The organism is Achromobacter kerstersii, from assembly GCF_902859595.1.
In the GTDB taxonomy this organism is placed as follows: Bacteria; Pseudomonadota; Gammaproteobacteria; order Burkholderiales; family Burkholderiaceae_B; genus Achromobacter; species Achromobacter kerstersii.
In genome coordinates this window covers 373,075-391,766 of sequence record NZ_CADIJQ010000004.1, presented here as the reverse complement: position 1 = coordinate 391,766, position 18,692 = coordinate 373,075, and the positions used below count along the sequence as shown (strand labels likewise).

Here is an 18,692-nt window from a genome sequence, read left to right as displayed (position 1 = left end):
CGAATCAAAGAGTGCGGGATTGCGCGTCGTTGTCGCGACGCTCGTCGTCGGAAGACGGATTGCCTTCGGCGACAGGTTGTTGCGGGTTGCTGCCCGGGGCTTGCAGTACCGACGTGTTGCCGGCCGGTACGTTCAGCATGGCGTTGTCGCCGGAAGGCAGCAGCCAGTTAAAGCTCGCAGCGGCCACCTTCAGCACCTGCGGATCGGCGTATGCATTCAGCGCATCAGGGCCGAAACCATCAGGCGGGACCGTACCACGGAACAAAGAATCGGCGGTAGGCGTGGTCGGGATGATCGGCTGCGGCGCGGTGATGGCGGCCAGGCGGTCGATGGTGCCCGTCGGCCCCCACGTGACGCCGTTCAGGTAATACGGCGAACCCACCAGCGAGCTCTTGATGGAAGCGGCCGCCAGGGCGCCCGTCTTGCCACCGACCGTGCCCCACACGTCGGCCGAACCGGCGGTGGGAACGATCAGCCCGGCCACGTCCAGCTTGTGGCTCAGGTTGCCGTCGTTCAAGCCGATGCGCAGCGCGCCCAGCGGGCCGGCGGCCAGCGTCAACGTCGTTTGCGGACCAGACAGGCCGACGGCGGTGATGTTGCCGTTGGTGCTGATGGTGGCATTCGCGCCTTGCAGCGTGGCCGTGGCGCCCAGGTTGATGGGGCCTTGGGTCACCAGCAGTTGCGCGGGCAGCGTCAGGCCGGCGCCGCCGGTCTGGGTGAAGCCCGTGGCGGCCTTGACCGTGGAGCCGGCGGCAAACGTCGTCGTGCCGGCCGGGTCGGTATTGGTGACACGGATCGCGCCGGTGTCGGCGGTGACGTCCTTGCCGAACGACACGGTGCCGCCCGAGATGTCGATGCCGTCCGGACCCGTGGCACGCACCGCGCCGTTGTAGCTGGCGGACTTGGCCTCCAGCTGCTGCACGCGGTAGGCGCTGACGTCACCGTTGAACACAATGGTGTCGACGGCGCGCAAGGTCAGCGAACCCAGGCCGGTGGCGTCGCCCGCCACCTGCACGTTCTTGCCGGCGTTGATGGCCAGGTTATTGCCATTGCCGCCGTCCAGCTTGCTGCCCAGCACGACGGAACCCGTGCTGCTGGTCAGTTCGCGGTCGCCCGTCAGCGTGACCGCGCCGGTGTAGACCTGGTCGCCCGTGGTGACGACCTTGCCCGGACCCATCGTGGTCGTGCCTTGGACGGCTAGGCCGCGCAGCGGCGTGGTGCCGCCGACGTCGCCCTGAATGTCGGCGTTGCCGGCAATGATCAGGCCTTGTTGGCCCGGCTCGGTGCCGTCCACGCCGGCCTTCAGTTGCACGTTCGTGCCGGTCAGCGTGGTGTCCGCGCCAGACAGGATCACGTGCTGGCCGTATTGCTGCGAGCCCGTGGTGTTGACCGAACCGCCGTTGATCAGCAGGTCGCCGTTGCCGCTGGTTTGCAGCGAGGCGGTGCGGACCGGGCCGTCCAGCACGGTGTCGCCCGCGGCGTTGATCGTCAGGTTGCCCAGACGTGAATCCTGGCCAACCGGGCCGGCGAAGGTGACGTCACCCTTGCCTGCCGAGACCGCCAGATCGTGCGTGCCGTCAACCGAGTCGTTGAAGCCGATATCGCCGTCGCGGCTGGCCACCAAGACGTTGCCGCCCAGCGTGACCGCGCCGTTGTACGACTGGTCGCCCGTGGTGGCGATGCTGCCTTCACCCAGCGTGGACTTGCCGTTGACCGTCAGGCTGGCCAGCGCGTCTTGCGCACCGAACGGGCCCTTCAGCACGGCGTCGCCGTCGATCGTCAGGTCGTGCGCGCCGTCACCGCCGCCCAACAGGCTGACGGTGCTGCCCTTCAATACCGTGTCGCCGCCCAACACGGCCAGTTCGCCGTAGGACTGCGTGCCGGTCGTGTCGACCAAGCCGCCGTTGATGGCGAGCGTGCCGCCGGCATCCGACGTGATCGATGCCGCGTACACCGCGCCGTCCAGCGTCGTCGCGCCGTTGCTGGCGATGGTGATGTCGCCCAGACGGCCGCCCGTGGCGTCGCCGACGGTGCCCGTGAAGGTGACGTCGCCTGCGCCCGTGGACAGCGACAGGCCATGGCCATCGCCTTGGCTGCTGGCGACCGCGTCGTTGAACGCGATGTTGCCGCCTTGCGTGGTCAGCGTGACATCGCCGTCCAGCGTGACGGCGCCGTTGTACGACTGCTCGCCCGTGGTGCCGATGCTGCCATCCAGGCTGGACGTGCCGTTGACCGTCAGGCTGGCCAGCGCGTCTTGGGCACCGAACGCGCCCTTCAACACGGCGTCGCCGTCAATCGTCAAGCCGTGTGCGCCGTCGCCGCCGCCCAACAGGCTGACGGTGCTGCCCTTCAACACGGTATCCGCGCCCAGCACGGCCAGTTCGCCGTAGGACTGCGTTCCGGTCGTGTCGACCAAGCCGCCGTTGATGGCGAGCGTGCCGCCGGCATCGGTGGTGATGGAGGCCGCGTACACCGCGCCGTCCAACGTCGTCGCGCCGTTGCTGGCGACGGTGATGTCACCCAGGCGGCCGTTGGCGTCGTCGCCCACTGCGCCCGAGAAGGTGACGTTGCCCGTGCCAGTCGCCAGCGACAGGCCGTGGCCGTCCTGCGCCGAGCTCACCAGCGTGCCGCCGAAGGTGACGTCGCCATTGGCGCTACGGCTGTCCAGATCGTCGGTCAGGGTGACGTTGCCTTGATACGACTGCGCGCCAACCGTGTTGATCGTGCCGCCGCCCAGTTCTGCGTCGCCGGTGATGGTCAGCGAGGCCAGGCGGGCGTCGGTGCCGTTACCCAGTGCGCCGTTGACCACGGCGTTGCCGTCGATGGTCAGGCCTTGGGTTTCGTCAACCGAATCCGCGCCTTGCGCCAGCGTCACGTTGCTGCCCTTGAGCACCGTATCCGCGCCCAGCACGGCCAGTTCGCCGTAGAACTGCGTGCCGGTCGTGTCGACCAAACCGCCGTTGATGGCAAGCGTGCCGCCCGCGTCGGTGTTGACGGACGCGGCATAGACCTCGCCGTCCAGCTGGGTGGCGCCGCTGCTGTTGATGGCCAGCGCACCCAGGCGGGCGCCAGCGTCGTCGCCGGCCTTGCCTGACAGGGTGACGTTGCCCAGACCTGCGTTGATCGTCAGGCCGTTGGCGTCGCCGTCCGTGCTGGCGATGGCGCCGCCGAAGCTGACGTTGCTGCCGGCCGCGCCGTTGGTGTTGACCACCAGCTCGTCGGACAGGGTGACGTTGCCTTGGTACGACTGCGCGCCCACGGTGTTGATCGTGCCGCCGCCCAGTTCCGACGCGCCGGTGATGGTCAGCGCGGCCAAGCGGGCGTTGTCGCCCACCGCGCCGTTGATCACGGCGTTGCCGTCGATGGTCAGGCCTTGGGTTTCATCAACCGAATCCGCGCCTTGCGCCAGCGTAACGTTGCTGCCCTTGAGCACCGTGTTCGCGCCCAGCACGGCCAGTTCGCCGTAGGACTGCGTGCCGGTGGTGTCGACCAAACCGCCGTTGATGGCGAGCGTGCCGCCCGCATCGGTGGTGACGGATGCGGCGTACATCGCGCCGCCCAGCGTGGTTGCGCCGTTGCTGTTGATGGCCACATCGCCCAGGCGGGCAGTGGTGGCGTTGCCCACCGCGCCCACGACGTTGACGTTGCCGTTGCCTGCGCCGATCGTCAGGTTGTTGGCTTCGCCCGCGGCGCTGGCGATGGTGCCGTTGAACGTGACGTTGCTGTTGGCGGTGTGAATGTCCAGATCATCGGACAGCGTGACGTTGCCTTGGTAGGACTGTGCGCCAACGGTGTCGATGCTGCCGCCGTTCAGGTCAGCCGTGCCAGAGATGAACAGGGACGCCAGGCGCGCGTTGTCGCCCAACGCGCCGTTGATCACGGCGTTGCCGGTGATGGTCAGGGCTTGGGTTTCGTCAACCGAATCCGCGCCTTGCGCCAGCGTGACGGTGCTGCCCTTGAGCACCGTGTTCGCGCCCAGCACAGCCCGTTCGCCGTAGGACTGCGTGCCGACCGTGTCGACCAGACCGCCGTTCAGCGCCAGCGTGCCGCCGGCGTTGGTCGTGACCGAGCCTGCATACACCGCGCCGTCCAACGTGGTGGCGCCATTGCTGTTGATGGCCAGCGCGCCCAGACGGGCGCCGGCGTTGTCGCCGACCTGGTCCGCCAGGGTCACGTTGCCCAGGCCCGCGTTGATCGTCAGGCCGTTGGCGTCGCCAGGGGTGCTGGCGACCTTGCCGCCAAAGCTGACGTTGCTGCCCGCCGCGCCCTGGGTGTTGACCACCAGATCGTTGGCCAGCGTGACGTCGCCTTGGAAGGACTGCGCGCCCACGGTGTTGATGACGCCGCCGTTCAGGTCCGCCGTGCCGGTGATGGTCAGCGAGGCCAGGCGGGCGTTGGCGCCCGCGCCGACGGCGCCGTTGATCACGGCGTCGCCGTCGATGGTCAGGCCTTGCGTTTCGTCGGTCGACTTCACGCCTTGAGCCAGCGTGATCGCGCCGCCCTTCAGGACGGTGTCCGCGCCCAGCGTGACCAGCTCGCCGAAGGACTGCACGCCCGTTGTGTCGACGCGGCCGCCATTGATGGCGACGGTGCCCGGCGCATCGGTCTGCACCGATGCTGCGTACACGGCGCCGTGGAAGGCGGTGTCGCCCGCGGTGTTGACCGTCACGTTGCCCAGGCGTTGACCTGCGCCGCCCACGGCGTCAAAGCTGACGTCGCCGCCCGCCGTCGAGGCGATGAGGAGGTTGCGCGGGCCGTTCAACGTGCCGTCGAACGTGACGTTGCCGGTGGTGGTGGACAGCGACTGGTCGCTGCCCAGCGTCACGGCGCCCTGGTAGTGCTGGTTGCCCGTGGTGGCGATGCTGCTTGCGTTCAGCGTGGCCGGGCCGTTCACGGTCAGGCTGGCCAGCTTGGTGTTGGCGCCGATGGCGCCCGCCAGCGACGCGTCGCCGCTGATCTCCAGCGCATGCGCGCCGTCTGCGCCCTGGCGCAAGGTGACCAGGCTGCCGGTAAGCGCGGTGTCGTCGCCCAACACCACGCGGCCTTCGTAGTACTGCGAACCGGTGGTGGTGACGTCGCCGCCGTTGAGGGCGACGGCGCCCGTGCCCGCCTGCCCCAGCGTGGCGATGTTGATCGCGCCATCGTAGGTGGAGGCGCCGGTGGTGTTGACGGTCAGCGTGTTGGCGCCCGACACGTCACCCGTGAACGTCACCGCGCCGCTGCCCGTCACCACGCTGACGCCGCTGGCCAGAATGGCCGCGCCATCCACGCCGAAGGCGCCGTTGGTCGTGATGTAGTTGCCGCGCAGCGTCGTGTCGCCGTTGTACTGCTGCGCGCCCGTGCTGTAGACGTTGCGCAGGGCGATGTGGTCGCCGGTGATGGTCAGGCTGGCCAGGTTCTGGGCGTCGCCGCCCAGCGTGACGTCGCCGTCGCTGGCGGTGATCACCGCCTGTTGATTGCCGCCGTTTAGCGAGCCCGTGATGCTGATGTCGCCATTGGCGCCGTTGGCGGTCAGGGTGCGCTTGGCGCCGTTCAGCGTGGCGTTGCCGTTGATGTCGATGGCCGTGCCGGTCAGGTCGCCGGACAGCGTGACATTGCCGTTGTAGGTCTGCGCGCCTGCGGTGTTGGCGGCGGCCATGCCGATTTGCGCGCCGATCACCGTCAGGTTGTTGACGTCGGTGTTGGCGATGGCGTGGTTGACGCCGACGTTGCCCGAGACCGAACCCAGGAACACGTCGCCGTGATTACCCGCAGACAGCTTGACGGTGCTGATCAGGTCGCCCACAGCGGCGATCTGGATGTCGCCATCCGCCGTCGCGATGTTGCCCAGCGTCAACGGGCCGGTGCCGTCCACGAGGATGTCGCCTGCGCCCAGCACGTTGGCCTTGAGATAGCGCGCCGACGTGTTGAAGGCGGCGCTTGCGTCGCCAATGCCGTTCAGGCTGGTCAGGTCCAGGCTATTGGTCGTGAGGTTGATCCCCGAACCCACCAGAGAACCTTCAGCGGCGGCCAGGATGACCGCGCCGTTCGTGGCGCCGGCATCGATCAGGCCGAACGCCACGTCGCCGTGCTGCGAGCTCAGGTCGATGGTGCGGCTGTTGCCGAGGGCCGCAGCCGACACGTTCAGCGTGCCGGTGGCGGTGGCGGTGATGTTGCCGTTGGACGTGTTCAGATCCGCGGTCAGCGCGCCGGTGTTGTTCAGCGTGAGGTTCGCCGGCGCCGTGATGCCGGTCAGGTTGACATTGGCGTTGGCGACTTCCGTCGTCAATACCGTGTTGCCGCCTGCCGCGCCGCTCGTGAAGTTCAGCGTATCGCCGCGGACGGTGATATTGCGCGGCGTGGCGCCGGCTGCGACCACATCCCGCGTGCCCACCAGGGTGACGGTGTCATTGGCTTGTACGCCCGCGCTTGCAACCGTCAGCGTGCCAGCCGAAGACAGCAGCACATTGTCGGCGGTGTTGGACAGGCCGGAACTGGCGTTCAGGTCGCCCGACGAGCGGATGTAGACCGAGCTGTTGTCGCCCGTCTGGGTGACGTCGCCGTTGAGCGTCAGGGCGCGCGTGCCCACGTTGTTCAGGACGATGACCGCGCCATCGGCGCCCGTCGTCAGATCGCCCAGCGACGCAACGTTGGTGCGCAACGCAAGGCCGCCCGTGCCGTTGGCCAGGTTGGCGGCCGTGCCGATGCTGCCGCCGGCCGCCGCCGTCAGGCTGTTGCCGAAGACCAGGTTGCCCTGCAGTGCGCCCAGGATCGAGCCAGCCGCTTTCAGCGTGACGTCGCCCGAGTTCATGGCGTCGATCGTGTTGATCCACAAGTCGCCATTGGACGTGGCGATCGAGATGTCGTTCGCCGTCGAGTTGGTCTTGGTGATGGCGCTGGTGACCAGCGTGGGGCCAGCCGTGGTGATGCCGATGGCGCCGTTCTGCGTAATGATGGAATTCAGCGTTGTGCCGGCCGCGCGGTTGTCGTCCAGGAAGATCGAGCCGTTGCCGGTGACTTCCGCCGTGATGATGGCGGCGGTCGTCTGCACCTTGTCAGGCGAGCCTTCGGCGCCGCCGATGCCCGCGCCAGCCTTCAGCGTGACCGAATTGCCGATGATGCGCGTGGATTGCTCGCGGTCATCAACGATGGTGCTGCCGGTCTTGCTGTAGTCGATGTTGACCGAACCCACGCCCGCGTCGATATTGCCCGCAACCAGCTGGCTGTTCGTGCCGTTGCCGACGATCTTGATCGTGCCGTTGCCGTTGGCGGCGATGGCGTTGGCGATTTGCAGGTTGCCAGCCGCGGCGATGTCGATGGTGTTGCCCGACAGGTACGAGTAGACGGAGTTGTTGTCCGCCGCCAGGTACATCGCGCCGTTGGTGGTGGCTTCCACGCGCTGGCCGGTTGCATTGATGCGGCCCAGTGTGCTGTTGGCGCCGATGCCGCTGCGGGCGTTCAGCGTTACGCCGTACGCCTTGATGGTCGCGCCGGCCGCATCCGCCAGGATGGAGCCGTTTTCAGCGTTCAGCGTGATCTGGCCTTGCGTGCTGCCAGCCTGCACGTTCTTGACGGTGATGTTGCCCGAGGTGGTGTTCACCGAGATGCCGTTGCCGGCTGCATCGGTGCCTGACGTCATGCTGGTCAGCACCAGGTTGCCCGCCGACGTGACACGCGTTGCGCCGTTCGCGACAGACGTTGTCAAGCCGCCCAGCAGGTTGGTGGTGCTGTTCAGGAACAAGGAACCCGCGCCGGTGACGGTGGCGGACACGGGGTTGTACGGCGCCGCGATCTTGATCGCGGCATCGTTCGTGCCGATGCCGTTCTTCGCCGTCAGCGTGATGGCGCCCGTGCCAGAACCCGAGATGGCGCCGCCGCCGTCCAGGATGCTGCCGTTCTGGGCGTTCAGGGTCAGCGTTTTGTCGGTGCCGTAGCTGACCGTGCCGACCAGGATGTCGCCCGTGGTGGTCGTCACCGACAGGTCTTCGCCCGCGCGCAGATTGCCCAGGTTGATCGAGCCTGTCTGCTTCAGCCAGATGCCACCCGAGGCCGTGGCCGAGATGTTGTTGACCTGGGTGTTCAGGGCGTTGCCCGCGGAGCCGATCGAGTTGGTGGTGTTGCCCGACGCCGTGGACAGCGTCAGGTCGCCCGCCGTGATCTTCGACGAGCCGTTCATGCCCTGGATGGAGCCGCCGGTGTAGTAGTACGGATTGGTCGACAGGTTGACCGAACCGTTGGACGTTACGTCGATATCGTGCAGGGTGATCGAACCGATCGCCTTGTACGTGAAGTTCAGGCCGGTGGTGTCACGAACGACGGTCAGCGCGGTGTTGGTGCCGTTGTCGTCGCCGCTGAACGTCAGGTTCTGAGCGTTGATGGCCAGGACCCCATTGCTGCCATTCTGATTGCCCGTGGCGTTGTTCCGGTTGATCGTCAGGTCGGTCAGGTCGGCCAGGTTATCAACGTAGATGGCGCCCGGGGTGTTCAGCGTCAGCGACGGCGTGTCCAGGTGGAGACGGGTCGTGATCGTGCCGATGCTGCGTGCCGAGCCATAGTCGGCCGTCAGTGTGACGCTCTTGCCGGTGATGCGGTTGTTGTTGTCCACACCGATGATGTTGCCTTGGCCGGTCTTCAACGCCACCGCGCCATCGGTGGTGCTGATGGTGCCCACCAGCAGATCGCGGCCGCTGCCGGCGGTGTCTGCCGTCAGGGTGATGTTGCCGTCGGCCGTGGCCGATGCCACGCGCAAGCCGTAGGTTTCGGTCAGCGCAATGCTGCCGTCCGCCGTGGCCGTCTTGCGCGCGCTCAACGTCACAGTCGTCGTAGCGCCACTGATGTTGGTGGTGCGGATGGCGCTCTTGTTGCCAATCGAGCCGTTGGCCGTCAGGTCAACGGTGGTGGCGTTGCTGATCGTGCCGCTCAGGATGGAGCCGCCGGTGTTGTTGACCGAGAACGCGTTGCCGTTGGTGTTGACGGTGCCAAGCTCGATGTCGCCAACGGTGTTGCTGACCGAGCTTGCGCCGGTTGACGTCAGGCTGGGCAGGCTGGTGTTGCCTTCCACCGTGATGTACGCGCCGCCATTGCCGGCGCGGCCCGTCAGCGTGCTGACACGGGTGTCGATGGCGTTGCCAGCGCCCGCGGCGCCGATCGCGTTGTTGGCGTTCAGCGTCAGCGATGCGGCGTCGATCTTGGTGTTGGCATCGCCATCGCCCAGCAACGAGCCGTTGCGCGAGGTCAACGATACGTTGTCGTAGCCGACGTTGATGGTGCCGACGGTGATGGTGCGGTCGCTGGTGACGGACAGATTCAAGCCGCCCGCGTCCGTGATGTTGCCCAGCACTAGGCCAGCCGCGCTGCCGCTGCCGCCGTCGGTGGCGGTAAAGCCGATGTTGCCGCCCTCGCGCGTCGGCGAGTTGATGCTGTAGGTGCGCGCGGCGTTGCCCATCGCGTACAGCGACAGCGAATCGATGTGCGTGTCGGAATCGATGTAGACGTCGCCGGTGTTCTGGATGCTGACAATCGGCGCGGACAGATTGATTTCGCGGCCCACGGCGCCAATGCCGCCCGTGCCTTGGGCGACGATCGATACCTGGCCCGCGGTGATGCGCTGGCTGTCGTCGGCGTTGCCCAGAATGCTGCTGTTGCTGGACAGGCGGACGGTGCCGGTGGTTTGCGTGTCGATGATGCCGATGTCCTGGCCCACGCTGCTGGCCAGCGACAGGTTCAGGCCGGTGTTGTCACGGACTTCGGTGACTTGCAGGCGGCCGTTGTGTTCAACATTGAACACCAGTTGGTCCGACGTGATGTCGTAAGTCGACGGCGCCACGCCGGTCGCGTAGAGCGACAGGCTGGCCAGGTCGCGGTCGTTGTTCACATAGACGTGGCTGCCGCCCGTCAGGTAGAGCTCGCTGGTCGTCGTTTGGATCTTGTCGGCCGGGCTGGCGCCGATCTGGCCGGTGGCGAACAGCGACACCGAATCGCCCGTGACGTGGGACGTCGGCGATAGGTTCACGATGTTGCTGCCGGCGCCGTTGGCGGCCAGGCTGACGGTGTGGGCCGGGCCCGTGTCGATGTTGCCGATGTTCAGCGTGCGGTCACCAGAGAACGAGAAGTTCAGGCCGGTGGTGTCGCGCACGTCGAACAGGTTGTAGCCGCTGGTATCGGTGACGTTGAACGTCAGGCCCTGGGCAGCGACCTGGACCACGTTGTCCACAGCTTGGTTCGCGTGGTTGGCGGTGACGTTCAGGCTGAACAGGTTCGACGCGTTGTTCAGGTACAGATCGCGGCCGGTCTGCGTGATCAGCTGGCGCGTATCGGTTTGCACCGCGTTGCCGGCGGCGCCGATGGATTGCGTGGCGGTCAGCGTCAGCGCGGGGGCGACGAAGCGGCTGCCGGCGCCTTGCATGATCGACCCGTTGGTGACGTTCACCTGCGCGGAGCTGGCGGCGCTGTTGTTCAGCAGCGTCAGGTTCTTGTTGTTCGACACCCACAGGCTGCCGCGCACATTCGAAGACAGCGTGTCGACGCTGACATACAGCGGTTGGACCGTGTTGTACGTGCCCGAGACCGAGCCCGCATTCAACGTCAGATCGCCCGTGGTGATGTTGGGGTTGCTGGCGCTTGAGCTGTTGCCGTAGATGTTGCCGCTGCTGCCCAGCGTGACTGAGCCGCCCGCGCCGGTGTTGACGGTGTTGACGGTCAGCGTGCGGTCCGACGACAAGGACAGCGCCAGGCCGCTGGACGTGATGTTGTTGAGCGTCATGCCATTGACGCCGTTCGAATCGCCGAGCGAGAACGTCAGGCCGCCGGCCGAGATCGCGTACGTATTGGTCTGCGCGCCGGTGGTGTTGCTGTGGTTCGCCGTCAGCGACAGCGACGACAACTGCTTGGTGTTGGAGACGCTGACGTTGCCAGCCGAGGCGATGGACAGGTTGTTGGTGTTGGTGGACCCCGACACGCTGCCGTTCGTGCCCAGAGCATTCAGGCTGACGCTGTTGCCGGTGATCTGGCCGGAATTGCGCGAGATCGTGGGGTTGAGCAAACTGTTCGCGTAGCGCGAGGTCAGCGACACCGAACCCGTGGCGCCCGTATTGATCGTATTGGTCGCGATGGCGGAATCGGCGCTGATGGCCAACGCGGCGCCGTTCATGTCTGCCGTGATAAACAGGGCGGTGCCGCCGCTGAGCGACAGCGATTGGCCGCCCAGCCCGCCAAACGAATAGGCGTTGGTATCGGCAATCGTGTCGTTGTAGGCGTCGCGGCGCGTCAGGTTCAGGTCGATGCTGCTAAGCGCCTGCCCGCCGTTGTTCAGGGTGATGTCGCCATTGTTGGCGATCACCAGATTGTTGGCGGTGGTGCGCAGGGCGCGGCCGGTGCTGCCGATGGCGCCCGTATTGGCGTCGCGTGCGGTGTAGCTATCACTGCCGGTTGCCGACAGTTTGACCGTGCCGGCCGTGATGCGGCCAGCGCCAGCATCGCTGGTGATGCTGGAATAGACGCCGCCGCCCGCCGTGGTCAGGTTGACCGCGTTGGTGGCGGTGATGGCGCCCACCTGGATGTTCTTGCGGCCGGTGAAGCTGAAGTCCGTCAGCCCGCCGGTGATCTGTTCCAGGTACTGCGTGGTGCCGTCATCGCTGATCTTGATGGTCTGGCCGGCACCGCCGCCAATGGCGATGGTGCTGGTGGCGCCCGCCGAGCGCAGGCTGTTGATGGCCAGGCTGCGCAGCACGGTGTCGCTGGCGACATAGAAGCTGTTGCCCGCGGTCAAGCTCAACGCCGACGTGCCGTTCAACGCCAGCGTGCCGCCGGTGGCCGACGAGCCGATCGAGCCGCCAGCCCCCGCCGTCAGCGCGACCGTCCCGGCGCGGATGGCGGCGGGGTTGGCCAGATCGTCGTTGGCGATGTTGTTGGACGAAACCAGGCTGACCTTGCCGCCCGCGCCGGCATCGATGTTGCCGACCAGGATGTTCTTGCTGTTGGCGGAAAAGCCGAAGTCCAGATTGGTCGAGCTGGCGATGTCCTTCAGGTGGATGCCGCTGGCGTCATCCGTCAGCGTGAAGGCCGTCAGGTTGGGCGCGGTGATCGCATAGGAGCCGTAGGCCGAACCATTGCGCGTAACGGCCAGGCGCGTCAGACCCGTCAGGTTGTCAACGGTGATGTTGCCGCCGCTGGTCAGGCTGACGTCCGGGGCCTGCAAGGTCAGTGCAGCGCCTGCTGCGCCCAGTTGGCCGCCCGCCGACAAGGCAATGCTGCTGGCCTGGATCTTCGTGGCGGCGTCGCCGTCGTCAAGGATGGAACCCGAGGTGTTGGCCAGCGTCGCGGGGCCAGTGGCTTGCACGCTGCCCACCGTCGTGGTGCCGAACGACTGGGTGTAGCCGAGCTGGCCGCCCGCCGTCAGCGTGACTAGCTTGACGTCGCTGGTGGTGCCGTTCAGGTAGATGTCGCCGCCCGCATTGGCCTGGACGTTGACCAGACCCACGCCGCCTACGCCCACATAGCGCAAGGCGCCCGCGTACGTGCCGCCGATGGAGCCGGCTGCCGTCAGCGCGATGTCGCCGCCGCCGGCGTACGCGTTGCCCGAGCCATTGGCCAGGATGGAGCCGTTGGCCGCGTTCAGCGTAACGTCGTCGTTCCAGCTGCGTACCGTGCCGGAGACCACCAGGTCGCCCTGGCGCGCGTCGATCTGCACCGCGTCGGTCGCCGTGATGTTGTTCAGCGTGATGATGCCGGTGGTGTTGCCGGAGCCGGTGGGCTTGAGCAATTGGGCATAGAAGCCGCCATTGCCGGCCGAGCCAGACAGGTTGCTGGTCAGGATGTCCAGATAGCCCGTGCCGGTGGCGCCGATGGCGCCGCCAGCGATCAGGTTCACCGAGTTGGCCAACAACTGGGTGTTCTTGTTGCCGTCGTCGCTGATCGCGCCCGTCGTGTTCAGCGTGATGGAACCGCTGTAACCCGTATCGATGCTGCCGACGGTGACGTCGCGGTCGCTGATGAAGCTGAAGTTCACCGAGTTGCTGTCGCGCACCTCGTGAATGGTGTGGCCGGTGACGTCGTCCGTGATGTTGAACAGCAGCGACGGCGCGCGCACGTCCAGCACATAGTGGTCGTCTTCGCCCTTGTGGCGAGCGGTCACCGTCAACGAAGACAGGTCGGCGATGCTGGTCGCGTAGAGATGGCCGCGCGTGTCCAGCGACAGGTACGGGGCGTTGACCGAGACGAAGTTGCCGCTCGTGCCGATGTCTTGATTGGCGGAAAGGGTGACTGCGCTGGCCGTGACCCGCGTATCGGCGTTGCCATCGTCCAGAATGCTGCCTTGCGTGGACGTCAGAGAGATCCCGCTGCTGGCGCGGATGTTGCCCAGCTTCAGGGTCTGATCGCCGTTGAAGATGAACTGGTTCAGCAGCGAGCTGTAGACCTGCTTCAGTTCGTACGCGTTGCCCACGTCGTCATTGACGTCGAAGGCGAGGTAAGGGGCGGACACCAGCAGCGTGTTGCGCCGGGCCGGGTCCATGTGCGTGTTGCTGATCGACAGAGACGTCAGCGTCTTGCCGGGGTTGTCGACGTAGATGTCGCCGCCACTGCCCAGCGTCAGGCTGGTCGTCGCGGTCTTGATTCGGTCGCTGCTCGTGCCAATGTGGCGCCGGGCTTGCAGGTTGATGCTGTTGCCCGCCAGTTCGCTGTTGGCATTGGCGCGCAGGATGTCGCCGCCCTGAGCAGTGAGCCAGAGGGTGCCGGTGCCGGCATCCAGCTTGTTGGCGGTCAGGTCCGCGATGCCGATAACGGAAATGCCGTTGAAGGCTTTCAGGTCATCCAGCAGCACCGAGCCTTGCGCTTGGTTGATGTAGATGCCGCCGCCCGTGGCGTGCAGTTCACCCGCCGCCGTGCGCAGGAAGGTGCCGGTGGTGCCCACCGTGTAGGCGCTGCTGGCCGCCGGGGCCAGCAGGGTGACGACGTTGCCGGTGATCAGCGATGCCGACGACCCCGTGATGCTGCCCGCGCGCGCGGTAAGCGTGACGTTGCCCGACCCCGCGTTGACCTGACCGGCGAAGATGCTGTTGCCGGTCAGGTTGACGGCGCCGCCAGACGAGCTGACGTTGTTGGCCGACACACTGCCCGCGCCAGTGATCACGATGGCGGCGTTGTTCGCCTGTGCCTGCGTGATGGTCAGATTGCTGCTGGTGCTGTCCAGATACACGCCCGTGCCGCTGGTGGCGGACACGCTGCTGGCGTTGGTCTTCAGGCTGCGGTTCGCAGCGCCGATGATGCTGTTCTGCGCCGACAGAGTCAGCGCGTTGGTGTTGATCGAGGTGGCGTCGTCGCCATCGTCAAAGATGCTGCCTACATTCGAGGTCAGCACGGTCGTGCCGGCCTTGATGGCGCCCACCTTCAAATGACCGCCGGCCCAGACGGACAGCGCGCCCGTGGTGTCGATGGAGCGCAGCGTCATGCTGCCCGAGTTGTTCACATACACGCCGCCCGACCCACTGGCGGCCGTGAGCGAGGTCGTGTGCGTGTTCAGCGCCAGCGCAGAGGAGCCGATGGCGCCATTGCCGCCGGTGCTGCCTGCGGCCTTCAGCGCGATGGTGCTGGCGCCGATGCTGTTGAGGCTGTTGCGGGCCAGGATGTCACCGGCCGTTGACGTCAGCGACAGGGCGCTTGCGCCCAGCGCGATGGTGCCCACGTTGATCGTGCGATCGCCGGTGAACGAGAAGTTCAGACCGGCCTGGCTGACGGTGTTCAGCTGATAGCTGCCGTTGTCCGTCAGCGAGAACGTCAATCCGTCGGACGACAGTTCGTACGAATTGTTGACGCCGGGTTGCGCGTGGCGGCTGGTGATGTCCAGCGTGTTCAGCACCGAGCGGTTGGCCACAGCCAGGTTGCCGCCGGTGGCCAGCGCCAGCTTTGCGGTCTGGGTGTTGATGGCGTTGCCGATCTCGCCGATGCTGCCGCCGCTGGCGTCCAGCGTGACGGTGTTGCCCGCCACGACCTGGTTGGCGCCGCCCGTGTTGCGGATGGTGCCCGCGCTGGTGCGCACCAGCGCTGCGCCGCTGCCGGCGTCAATGACGTTGGCCAGGTTGATGTCGCCGGTGGCGTTCAACGTGATCGCGCCGCCACGGCTGGTCAGCTTGCCGATGTTGTCCAGTGTGCTGCCCACACCCAGCGCTTCCAGCGTGATCGCGCCGCCCTGGGTGCTGATTTCAGTATTCGAATTCTCGAAGCGGATGCCGCCCGTCTGCGTCGAGCGCAGCGTGAAGCTGTTGCCCGAGGTGGTTTGCAGGTTGATCGCGGCCATGTCCGCAATCGTGATCTGGCCGGTGGCTTCCAGCTTGATGTTCGTGGTGCCGGCCAGGCTTTCCAACAGGCCGCGCGACACGGTGTTGTTGGCCGCGTTGGCGTCGCCGCCGTTGACGGTGCCGTCACCGGCATTGCCGTCCAGCGCGCCCGAGCCGGCGTTGGAATCAACGATGCGCAGGTCGGTCGGGTCGATCAGCAGCAGGCCCGTCTTGCCCTTGGGCGCGCGCATGTCCACCGAACCGGTCAGGCCGATGTTCTTCTTGCTGGAGACTTCGGCAAAGCCGCCGTCACCGCCTTGTTCACCGCCACGCGCCGACAGGCTGCCGGCGAACGCCGTGGCTTCGTTGGACCACATCGTGACGCTACCGCCGTTGCCCTTGACGATGGCGTCGGCCTTGAGCGTGGCGCCCGCGGCCACCTTGACGGTGGACGACTTGCCGCTGAACGCGGCCGAGCCATCGTCCGGGGCAACGCCCAGGCTGCCCAGTGCAATCTCGCCGCCGCCTGCGGCGCCGGAGACGTCGATGGCGGCGCTGCGCGTCACATCGACGTGTTCGCCGGTGACAACGACCTTGCCGCCTTGCTGGCCTGCGCCAGCGCCCGTGGCGTCGACCGTGCCAGCGATCTTGACCGTGCCGGCGTCACCGCCAGACAGCACGATCTTGCCGTTTTGCGTACCGACCGATTTGGCGCTGATGATGCCGTCAGTGTTGACGACGTTGTCGATCACGCCCTTGACGGCGCGCGCCGTCATCAGCACGGTGCCGCCGTCTGCGCGGATGACGCCAGTGTTGGTGACCAGGGCCGACACGGGCTTGCCGCTGGCGTCCTTGGGCAGTTCGCCAACCGTCGAGGTGGCGTCAAAGCTGAGCAGCCCGTCGCCTTGGAAGTCGACCGTAACGGTCTTCGCGCCCGCCAGGGCCACGCGGCCCAGCTTGGCTTCGATCACTCCCGAGTTGCGCACCGACGGCGCAACCAGCGCGGCCAGGCCGCTGTCCTTGATGCTGATCGTGCCTTCGTTCACGATCATGGCATTCGCTTTGGACGACGCCTGGTTGAACTTGTAATTGCCCGCCAGGAAATCCTTGTCGCTGATGTTCGCCGTGGTGGCGACCAGGCCGCCCACGTCGATGCGCGCACCCTTGCCGAACACCACGCCGTTCGGGTTGACCAGCATCACCGTGCCGTTGGCGTTCAACTTGCCGAAGATCGCCGAGGGGTCATTGCCCACCACGCGGTTCAGCGTGACGCTCTTGCCGCCGGGCTGGCGGAAGTTGACCGTCTCGTTGGCGCCAATGCTGAAGTCTTTCCAGTTGATGATGGCCTTGCCGGTCGACTGGTTGATGTCCAGTGTGCCGTTGCCGCGGTCGATTATGCTGGCGGCGCCACCCACCACGTTGCCGCCGGTGGGATTGGCGTGCGCGCCGCCTGTGGCGAGCGAACCAATCACCATGGCCAGCGTGCTGAGCGCGGGCAGGGCGGTTTCTTTCTTCAGGCGCGAACGGCGAGCGGATTGGGCGAGGCTGCGGGAATTGCGATTCATGGTCGGTCTCTTGTCGTTCGCTGCTTAGTACTGCGCCGAGATGCTGAAGAACACGCGGGGATCTTTGTTGCCCTGGGTCAGGACATCCGAGCTGGTGGGCTTGGCCACTTCAAGCGTGGCGTACAGGTTCTTGCTCAGGTTGGCGCGCATGCCCGCGCCAAACGAGGACACGTTGGCGTGCGTCAGGGGCGCGCTTTCGCTGCGCGACCAGATGCGGCCGCCGTCGATGAACGAATACACGTGCGCGCCGTGCGGCAGGAATTGGTCGGTGGACACCGCGTAGCGCAGTTCCAGCGAGCCGGCCACGCCGGAGTCGGCTGACATTTCGCCGTCGTCGTAACCGCGGCCGAAGTTGGGGCCGCCCAGCGCGAATTCTTCGCTGGCCAGCAGCGGGCTGGCGCTGTATTGCCCTGCGAAGGTGGCGACCAGCGACAGGCGTTCGGTGAGCTGTTGCAGACGCGTCAGTTCGGCGGTGAACTTCAGGAAATCCGAGCGACCCTTGGCGCGCGAGGCCAGCTCAGCGCCTTCTTGCGTAGCGCCCATCGCGTTCAGGCCCTGGTGCACCGTGCCGCGGATGGCGGTGATGCCGTTCCAGCTGTCGGTGCGGTCATAGCTCAAGCCGCCGCGCAGCACGCGCAGACGGTCGCGCGTGAAGGGCGTGTCGGTGATGTCGGTGGAGACATTGCGCACGTCGAACATGCCGAAGGCGCGCAGGTTTTCCAGGCGCGAACGGATCAGCGGGTAGGTGAGGGTGGCGGTGTAGGCCTGCACGTCGCTGGCGACGTTCAGCGGGGCCAGATCGCGGCCCGGCTCGCTCTTGGCGTAGCTGGCGGCCAGACCAAAGGTCATGCCGTTGTCAGAGACCAGCATGTCGTAGTTGCCGGCGACGGCCTGGCTGCGATACGCCGGAAAGCCCAGGCGGCCGCTCAACGTGAACGTGTCGGCGCGTTCGCCGAACGAATTCAGCGTGATCTGGCCGGTCATTTCGCTCCAGCCCAGGTAGGGCGAGCCGCGGTTGTCAAAGCCCAGGCGCGCGTCGACCGGCTTGCGTTCGCTTTGCACCACCAGCACCGAGCCGCCCACTTCCTTGGGCGAGGCCTCAAGCGATGCGCGCACGACCAGGCCGTTCAGGTCATTGGCCAGCAGCAGCTGGCGTTCAACCTCGGCCACATTGATGGGGCGTACGCCGCGCAGGCGCTGCACCAGCTTTTCCACCGCCGCTTGCGCGGGGCCGATATCGCCTTCGTACTTCACATCCGAGACGTAGCCTTCAACCACCACGATGCGGAAGACGCCGCCATCGACGGTCTGCTCCGGCACGATGACGCGCGTGGTCACATAGCCGTCGTTGCGATAGAGCAGTTCGATGTCATTGGCCACCTTGAAGGCGTCAGCGACGGTGATCGTCTTGCCCAGCAGCCCTTGATACAGCGCGCGCACTTTCTCGGGGGAATAGTGCGTACCGCCGTCCACGCGCATGTCAGTCAGCGTGAAGCTCAGCTTGTCGGCGCCCGCGGGGGCCTCGGACGCGCTGCCCTGCTGCACGGTCACCTGCGGCGCGGTGGTCATGCTTTCCGGCATGGCCGGTTGCGGCAGCGTGCGGCCCGGCTCGGCGGCCGAGGGCAATTGCGGGCGCACGTTTTGCGCCGCGACCGGTCCGGCGGCAAACGCCAGGGCTGCGGCGGCAAGGCCAACTTGCAGGGAAATGGGGGACAGGTAGAGGGCGGCAGGACGGCAGAATCGGGATAGGCGGCGCATGGGTGCTCGGACGGCGGCTTGTTACATTTGGAATAGATAGATGCTATTTGACATATAAGTCACGCTTGGGTACACAACATTTTTGCAACCGCCAAGCGCGGATATAGGCCTTCGCTCA

The 18,692-nt window shown here is 66.5% G+C and carries 2 protein-coding genes; both read right to left on the bottom strand.

Annotation, left to right across the window (positions count from 1 at the left end; all coding sequences use genetic code 11):
- Window positions 1–4: 4 nt before the first annotated feature.
- Entirely contained in the window at window positions 5–16,816 is a 16,812-nt protein-coding gene (locus tag HV765_RS15420; protein ID WP_175170234.1) for a filamentous hemagglutinin N-terminal domain-containing protein, read from the bottom strand.
- Window positions 16,817–16,840: 24 nt separating this feature from the next.
- Complete coding sequence (locus tag HV765_RS15415; RefSeq protein ID WP_175170233.1) at window positions 16,841–18,574, bottom strand: ShlB/FhaC/HecB family hemolysin secretion/activation protein; 1,734 nt, start codon at window positions 18,572–18,574, stop codon at window positions 16,841–16,843.
- Window positions 18,575–18,692: the final 118 nt, after the last annotated feature.